Source organism: Nafulsella turpanensis ZLM-10 (assembly GCF_000346615.1).
In the GTDB taxonomy this organism is placed as follows: Bacteria; Bacteroidota; Bacteroidia; order Cytophagales; family Cyclobacteriaceae; genus Nafulsella; species Nafulsella turpanensis.
The window spans coordinates 69,386-77,196 of sequence record NZ_ANNU01000044.1 but is presented as its reverse complement, the minus strand read 5'-3'; the positions used below and the strand labels follow the sequence as shown (position 1 = coordinate 77,196).

Here is a 7,811-nt window from a genome sequence, read left to right as displayed (position 1 = left end):
TTAAAGCTAAATTAATTATTTTTTTAACTTTGACACAGTTCCATTTACAGTCTCCTAAAATCTCTTTTGCCTGCTTTTCGAGCTTTACAATTCTTTCCTAAATCTTAGCCTTCACCTTCCTTTTTTTTATTTCCGGTCTGATTAAGGCTTTGTTCCATCTGGCTTTTAGGCAGAGATCCTTTATTGGCCAGGTTTGCATAGGCAGGGCCTTCCAGCACCTCCCCATCGATAGAAAAACGGCTTCCATGGCAGGGGCAATCCCAGCTTTTTTCGCCATTGTTCCAGTGGACAACACAGCCCATATGCGTACAGGCAGCAGATAGGATTTGGAGCTGCCCTTTTTCATTTCTATAGGCAGCGACTTTTTCTCCATTTAACTCCACTATTTTTCCTTCGCCACTGGCAATTCCTTCAAAGCCTTTTTCGTCTCCTTTAAACAGGTAATCTTTTACCAGGTGCTTGGCAACATGCATATTCTCTTCCAGCCATTTTTTGGCAGAGGCTACTGGCGTAAAGCGTTTTGGATCGTACAGCTTAGCCCATTTATTCTCTTTGCCCACAATTGCATCGCTGATAATCATCCCTGCCAGTGTACCGTACACCAGGCCATCGGCTGCGAAACCGGTGGCTATATAGGTATGATTTTCAAGCGGACTGGTGCCGATATAGGCTAAGCCATCGGCAGGCTGATAATTTTGAGCAGCCCATGTGTATTCTATCTTGTCCACCTCAAAATGCTTCCGCAGGTATTCTTCTACCTTTTTAAAGCTTTCTTCGGTGTGCTTTTCATGACCTACCATTTTGGAAGCATCGAGTACCAGCAGGAAGTTTCCTTTTTCATTACTATAGGGGCGCACTGAGTACATTTGCTTTTCATGCTGGTGCCAGTATACACCCCCGGCCGGTAAATTTCCTTTCAACTTAACCGCAAGGGCGTACTCACGATACACCTCCATGGCCGTATGCACCCCATATATGCCAAGTGGCGAGTGAGTTGCTTTTACTACTTTTTTAGCTTTTACCTTCCCTCCACTGGTATGGACGGTACAAGGTGTTCCTTCCTCTACATGCTCCACTTTGGTCTTTTCAAAAATCCTGCAATCAGGACCTGATATGGCAGTTGCCAGAGCCTGAACGTAACGCAGCGGATCGAACTGCGCCTGGTTTTTAACTTCTAAAATAGAATCGACCTGGAAAGGAAAACCGGCGGGAGCCTTACCACTTACCTCCATATTTGTTTTCTTTGCGGCTTCCAGTTCATTCTCAACCTGCTTACTTTTGCTACTGCTTTCCGGAGTAGTAAAATAGTACCAGGGTACTCGCTTAAACTCACAGTCGATGGAATGCTCTTTTACCAGTCGTTCTATAAAGTCGACCGCAGCTAAGCGGGAAGCCACTACAGACTTCATGGTTTCTTCATCGTGTTTGGAGGCTATTTTAGCCAGCCCTTCGCCGGTCGGTCCATAAAGGTTTCCGGTAGAAGAGCCTGTAGTGCCCATTCCTATTTCCCGCTTTTCTAAAATGGCTACACGTTTTCCGGCTTTTGTTAAATTATAGGCTGTGGTGAGACCGGTGATGCCGCCACCGACAATGGCTACATCTACTTCAATATCTTCTGTTAAGGGTGGATATTTTTGAGGACTGGTCGTTGCACTCCAGATTGCCTGAGTGTAGTAATGATTTGTTGCCATGGTTTCTCCTTTCTTTTTTTAAACAACAGGAAAAAAGAAACATGGTTTTAATCAAGACTTTGTTAATCGGAAAGGAGAAGCAGGGCGACCCAATCAAAGAGAAAGGCTGATGATCAGGGAATTACCGAAAAAAAATGGTGAAAAGGCAAAATTTAGAGACAACATCCTTCTTCCTGAGTGAAAGCTTTCATTCAAACCGCCTTTTGTATCTCCTGTTGACTGAGAATCTGGAGAAGAGTAGCCTCTCCCAATGGTTTGCTTAGGAAGCCTTTTATAGCAGGTTTCATTTTCAGGCAGGCAATTTGTTCCTCTACACTTAGTATCGAAAGCATATAGGTTCGCTGCAGGAAGTCCGGTGCCATTGCTTCCAATGCTGATATAAAGCCACCACCGTTCATATAAGGCATTTCATAATCAAGAAAAATGCACACTTCTTCTACCGATAAATGGCCATCTTCAATTTGTTTTTTCAGGCCCTGAACAAGCTCCAGGGCTTTATGTGCTCCTGGTACACTTATTACCGACTCTGCAAAGTTAAACTTTTCAAGCACCGCTTTTACAACGAATGTATCCATCTCATTATCGTCGATAATCAGCCCCAGTTTGATTCTCCCCATAGCTTAAACCTCTAAACTTTTTAACAAAGATATTAATCGACTTTTCAAATCCTACAAAATTTTATAGAAATATCCCAGTTTAACAAAGCAAGTATCAGACTATGAAAGCACCTGCTTTTTAAATATAAAAAAATGGTACAATCAAAATTAGACAGCCATTCAGCCAAAGGTTTCTTCCAGCAATTTCTGTATTTTTACCTGTACTTTTAAAGATTAATTTTACCAATATGGCCTCGACCCTGCTGCTCTCAGGTTTTGTGTTGCTCTTCCCTGCCCTAACACTTTACAGTGAAAAGAAATATCGCCTGGCGGAGTGGGTGGGTGCCGTTGTGATCTGCTATGCAAGTGGCATGCTGCTGGCGAATTTTCCCGGTATTGCCATCAATACTGGTCTGTTTAACACCATCAGTGAAGTAAGCGTTAGCCTGGCCATTCCTGCACTGCTTCTATCAGCCAATCTTGCCGATAGCTGGCAATATGCCAAACCGGCTTTTCTTTCCTTCGGCCTATGTACGCTGGCCGTTACCCTTAGTGCCACGACGGCCTATTTCTTCTTTGCCGGCAACGGACTGGAAAGCTGGAAAGTATCGGGAATGCTTATTGGGGTATATACCGGCGGCACTCCAAACATGAGTGCAATTGGCAAAGCGCTGGAAGTAAAAGAGGAGATTTTTATCCTGATTAACAGCATCGACATCTTCCTGAGCGGCCTTTATTTTATTTTTCTGATGACTTTTGCTCAAAAACTACTTCAGGCATTCCTCCCCAAAACCCACCATGACAAAGATCTTTCCTCCCCCACAGAGCCGGATGCAGCCTTTCGGCAACTGCCGCTTCCCAGTAAATTTAAAAATGTCCTCATCAGCTTAGGAATTGCAGCGCTTATTCTCGCTTCTGCGGCTGGCCTATCTCTTATTTTTACGGGTGGAATGAGTGCACCGCTCGTCATCCTCATGTTAACTAGTCTGGGACTGGGAGCTTCTTTTCTACCATCCGTCAGGCGAATTGAAGGAAGTTACCAGACAGCGCACTACCTCTTGCTGATCTTTGCGCTCTCCATTGGTTTACTGGCCGATTTCAGCCAGCTGCTTGCTACCGGCTCTGCCGTTTTCTGGTACTGCAGCAGTGTTTTCCTGGGAGCTATTTTACTCCACTACCTGATGGCCGCTTTCTTCCGGATCGATACAGATACAGTCCTTATTACTTCCACGGCTGCAATTTTTGGCCCTGCTTTTATAGGGCCGGTTGCCAACAGCATTCGAAACCGGCACCTTATTGTGGCGGGTATTACCACCGGTATGCTGGGCTATGCCATCGGTAACTATCTTGGGCTTGCCGTGGCTTACCTGCTGCGCCCTTAATAATCAAGGTGAAAAGAACTCTCCAGTTGTGTTAGCTTTTCTTCCAGAAAAGCAGCAAGTACTCCATACTCCATAGGGTCGTCCTTCTCCAGGAGAGAAGCAAGCGATCGAATACCTGCCGGTGTTCGAATGGTATCGTAAACCGAAATCCTTAACAGCGGAATATAATGCACAACAGGCAGCATATCCTGCATAAAATCATTTAATGCCATATGCGGCGGCTGTAACTGGCTTTTCTTCCTTATGTGACCGGCAGCATTCCTGTTCCTTCTATCTCCCCCATCAAGTCCCCCATCCCCTTTCTGGCAATAGGCCTTGTATCTCTTAAGCTGGCAAATAAGCGGCTCGTTATAAACAGAGGACTGCAAAGTCAGCATTCGATATTCATTAAACTGCCCTTCTTCATCGATCGCAATGGCTATCCCGTTCACTTCCGTTTCTACCGGCCGCACCTCCCGGGGAACTGCTTTTGCAATCCTTAATAGCCTGGCCATTTCCTGTACCTCAGGCAGCAAGCCAGCATATTCAATGTCTGTCAGGCTAAGTGCAGGCTGTTCTCTGGTTAACGTTAGCCCCATATAATGGACCAGCACTTTTTTAAGAACCAGCCGGCGCTGATTTATAAAACCCTCCGGCAAAAAAGGAAGCCGAAAAAAATGAGGCTGCACACTGGCAGGTTTAAGCCTTTCCATGGGTGATGCTATTAAATATTATAATATACAAAATTTTCTATCCATACGCTAACAGAGAAGGGTAAATTCTCCTGTCTTCCACCACCTGTCGTAAACAGGAAGCCTTCAGGCAATATTTCAGCAACTTTATCTAAAGCGGTTAAAAAAAATTCTTTAAGTTTAACGTTTGAAATGCCACTGGAGGCACATTTTAAAGCATGAAGAATATTTTTAACTACGGAGAAGACCGCCTTACCGCTTCTGCAGCACTTAAAATTGCAACAGGGAAGCTGGAAGGCTGCCTAAGCGATACCGCACGCCAGAAAGTAACGGCCAGCAGACAAGCTGTAGACGACATTGTGGAACGCGGCAAAGTGGTATACGGAATTAACACTGGCTTCGGCTCACTTTGTAACAAAATAATTTCAAAAGAAAATACGCGAAAGCTGCAGGACAATATCCTGCGGAGCCACAGCGTAGGTGTTGGCGATGCCATCGAGCCTACCATTGCCAAGCTAATGATGATTATTAAAGTACAGGCCCTTAGCCAGGGCTATTCCGGCATCAGCCCGGAAGTGCTCGACCGCATCATCTGGCACATTAACACCGACATTATTCCTGAGGTTCCTTCGCAGGGCTCTCTTGGTGCTTCGGGCGATTTGGCGCCCCTGGCTCACCTTTTCCTGCCACTTATCGGCCTCGGAAAAGTATATCAGGACGGGGCACTGAAAGATAGTGCTGCCGTGCTGCAGCAGTTTAACCTGTCACCAATCAATTTAGGTGCAAAGGAAGGACTCGCCCTCATCAATGGCACCCAGTTTATTGCTGCCCACGGGGTAAAAGCACTGGAGCGCCTCCACAACTGCCTGGAAACGGCCGATATAATAGGAGCCATGTCCCTCGAAGGCCTGCTGGGCTCTGCCGCTCCTTTCGATGAAGCGCTTCACCAGCTGCGACCTTTCCGCGGCAACCTGCACGTAGCCCATCGCCTGCGAACTCTCCTTCACAATTCAGAAATGGTTGCTTCACATAAAGATTGTGGCCGGGTGCAGGACCCCTACTCCCTCCGCTGTATGCCGCAGGTACATGGCACCTCCCGCAATGCCTGGCTGCACCTGAAGGAACTGCTCGAAATTGAGCTCAATGCTGTTACCGACAACCCGATTGTGTTCAATGCTGATAAAACAGTCAGCGGGGGCAATTTTCACGGACAACCCCTGGCCCTGCCGCTCGATTATGCAGCACTGGCCGCCGCCGAAATTGGCAACATATCGGACCGCCGCATTTACCTCCTGCTCGAAGGAGGCGTAAATGGGCTTCCCGAACTGCTGATGCACGATACCGGTATCAATTCCGGTTTTATGATTCCGCAGTATACCTCTGCAGCCCTCGTGTCGGAAAACAAGGGACTTTGCTTCCCGGCCAGTGCCGATAGTATCCCCTCCAGCCTCGGGCAGGAAGACCATGTGAGCATGGGATCCATCAGCGGCCGAAAGGCCAATCAGATCCTGGGGAACCTCGAAAACATTCTGGCGGTAGAGCTACTTTGTGCCGCCCAGGCCTTTGACTACCGTAAGCCCATGAAGAGCAGTAAGCTGCTCGATGCCTGTCACGAACTCGTACGAAGCCGCATCGAACACGCGGAAGAAGACCGTATTTTTGCGGAGGATATTCATATCCTCAACCAGATCATCAGAAAAAAGGAACTTTTACATCTAACTGAAGAAGTTGCACAAAATGAAAACATCAACCTCCACGGCCCCTACTATGAAGACTTCGGAATTTATTAAACAATACGCCAGCCACCCCACCTACAAAGCGCCCACCGGTGCTAAGCTGAACACGCGCAGCTGGCAAACAGAAGCCCCTCTGCGCATGTTTCTGAACAACCTCGATGCCGAGGTGGCCGAAGACCCTGCGAACCTCATTGTATATGGCGGTACCGGTCAGGCTGCCCGTAACCGGGAGTCGGTAGAAAAAATTATTGACATCCTCCTGAACCTGGACGAAGACCATAGTCTGCTGGTGCAGTCTGGTAAGCCGGTAGGTGTACTCCGTACTCATCCGGAAGCACCACGGGTGCTTATTGCCAACAGCAACCTGGTTCCTGCATGGGCTAACTGGGAGCACTTCCAGGAACTCAAGGACCGCGGCCTGATGATGTACGGCCAGATGACTGCCGGAAGCTGGATATATATAGGTTCCCAAGGTATACTCCAGGGCACCTACGAAACCTTTGCCGAATGCGGCCGCCAACACTTCGGTGGCGACCTCAAAGGACGCCTGCTTGTTACCGGCGGTTTAGGCGGCATGGGCGGCGCTCAGCCACTGGCAGCCACCATTGCCGGTGCAGCTTTCCTTGGGGTAGATGTAGACCCAAAGCGCATCGAAAAGCGTATCCAGACGCGCTACATTGATAAAATGACCTATGACTACGAAGAGGCCAGGCGCTGGGTACTGGATGCCAAAGCGAAAGGCGAAGCCCTTTCTGTAGGCTTGGTAGGCGATATAGGCGATGTGCTGGAAAGGCTTATTGGCGATGGCATTACTCCCGATGTGCTCACCGACCAGACCTCTGCCCACGACCCTGTACATGGTTATGTACCCAATGGACTTAGCCTGGAAGAGGCAGAAGCACTGCGCAAAAAAGACCCCAAAGCTTATAAAGAACGTTCGCTTAAAAGTATGGCACGGCACGTAGCCTTTATGCTGGAGCTGCAAAAGCGGGGTGCCAAAACTTTCGATTATGGTAATAACCTGCGCGAGTTTGCCCGTCAGGGCGGCGAAGAAAATGCTTTCGACTTCAATGGCTTTGTGCCGGAATACATCCGCCCGCAGTTCTGCGAGGGCAAAGGCCCTTTCCGCTGGGCAGCATTAAGCGGCGACCCCGGGGATATTTACGTGACCGATCAGGCCCTGAAGGAAGCCTTTCCCGATAATGAGCACATGATTCGCTGGCTCGATGCCGCAAGGGAAAAGGTAGCTTTCCAGGGCCTCCCCTGCCGCATCTGCTGGCTCGGCATGGGCGAGCGCGAAAAAGCAGGCTTAATTTTTAATGACCTAGTCCGGACAGGTAAAGTGAAAGCGCCGATTGTGATTGGTCGCGATCACCTTGACTGTGGTTCCGTTGCTTCCCCTAACCGCGAAACCGAAGGCATGCTCGATGGTTCCGATGCCGTATCGGACTGGCCGTTGCTCAACCTGATGGCTAATACCGGTGGTGGTGCAACCTGGGTAAGCTTTCACCACGGCGGCGGCGTAGGCATGGGCTATTCGCAGCATGCCGGCATGGTCGTACTGGCCGATGGTACTGAACGCGCCGAACGCTGCCTGAAGCGGGTTCTCTTCAACGACCCTGCCATGGGTGTTATCCGCCATGCCGATGCCGGTTATGAAAAAGCCGAAGAATTTGCGGATCGTTTTAAGCTGAAGGTTTAATCGTGCAAACATAAGAAAAGGAAGAGGTTATAC

6 protein-coding genes are annotated in these 7,811 nt (G+C 48.5%); 3 read left to right on the top strand and 3 right to left on the bottom strand.

From position 1 onward, the window contains the following. Positions 1–104: 104 nt before the first annotated feature. On the bottom strand, positions 105–1,691 hold the full coding sequence (locus F752_RS24435; protein WP_017732938.1) for an FAD-dependent oxidoreductase: 1,587 nt from the start codon (positions 1,689–1,691) through the stop codon (positions 105–107). Between the two features lie 191 nt (positions 1,692–1,882). After that, positions 1,883–2,308 (bottom strand): response regulator, encoded by a 426-nt coding sequence (locus tag F752_RS25495; RefSeq protein WP_017732937.1) that lies wholly within the window; start codon positions 2,306–2,308, stop codon positions 1,883–1,885. Positions 2,309–2,535: 227 nt separating this feature from the next. On the opposite strand from F752_RS25495, the gene F752_RS0116905 reads away from it, so the two are divergent. Further along, entirely contained in the window at positions 2,536–3,669 is a 1,134-nt protein-coding gene (locus tag F752_RS0116905; RefSeq protein ID WP_017732935.1) for a DUF819 family protein, read from the top strand. Here F752_RS0116905 and F752_RS0116900 read toward each other — a convergent pair. Continuing rightward, positions 3,666–4,361, bottom strand: a complete 696-nt coding sequence (locus F752_RS0116900; RefSeq protein ID WP_017732934.1) for a DUF7255 family protein — start codon at positions 4,359–4,361, stop codon at positions 3,666–3,668. The genes F752_RS0116905 and F752_RS0116900 overlap by 4 nt on opposite strands. 197 nt (positions 4,362–4,558) lie before the next feature. Between F752_RS0116900 and hutH the strand changes: the two genes are divergently transcribed. Together hutH and hutU are read left to right on the top strand one after the other, a co-directional pair. Further along, a complete protein-coding gene (hutH, locus tag F752_RS0116895; protein WP_017732933.1) occupies positions 4,559–6,130 on the top strand; it encodes a histidine ammonia-lyase in 1,572 nt (523 codons plus the stop codon). Further along, on the top strand, positions 6,078–7,778 hold the full coding sequence (gene hutU / locus F752_RS0116890) for a urocanate hydratase (protein ID WP_236614021.1): 1,701 nt from the start codon (positions 6,078–6,080) through the stop codon (positions 7,776–7,778). Before hutH ends, hutU begins: the two co-directional genes overlap by 53 nt. The last annotated feature ends 33 nt before the right edge of the window (positions 7,779–7,811 follow it).

What these genes read in the sequence shown, in the direction of transcription:
- F752_RS25495 (WP_017732937.1), bottom strand. Translation starts at nt 2,308, where the DNA reads ATGGGGAGAATCAAACTGGGGCTGATTATCGACGATAATGAGATGGAT.
- hutU (WP_236614021.1), top strand. Translation starts at nt 6,078, where the DNA reads ATGAAAACATCAACCTCCACGGCCCCTACTATGAAGACTTCGGAATTT.
- F752_RS24435 (WP_017732938.1), bottom strand. Translation starts at nt 1,691, where the DNA reads ATGGCAACAAATCATTACTACACTCAGGCAATCTGGAGTGCAACGACC.
- hutH (WP_017732933.1), top strand. Translation starts at nt 4,559, where the DNA reads ATGAAGAATATTTTTAACTACGGAGAAGACCGCCTTACCGCTTCTGCA.
- F752_RS0116900 (WP_017732934.1), bottom strand. Translation starts at nt 4,361, where the DNA reads ATGGAAAGGCTTAAACCTGCCAGTGTGCAGCCTCATTTTTTTCGGCTT.
- F752_RS0116905 (WP_017732935.1), top strand. Translation starts at nt 2,536, where the DNA reads ATGGCCTCGACCCTGCTGCTCTCAGGTTTTGTGTTGCTCTTCCCTGCC.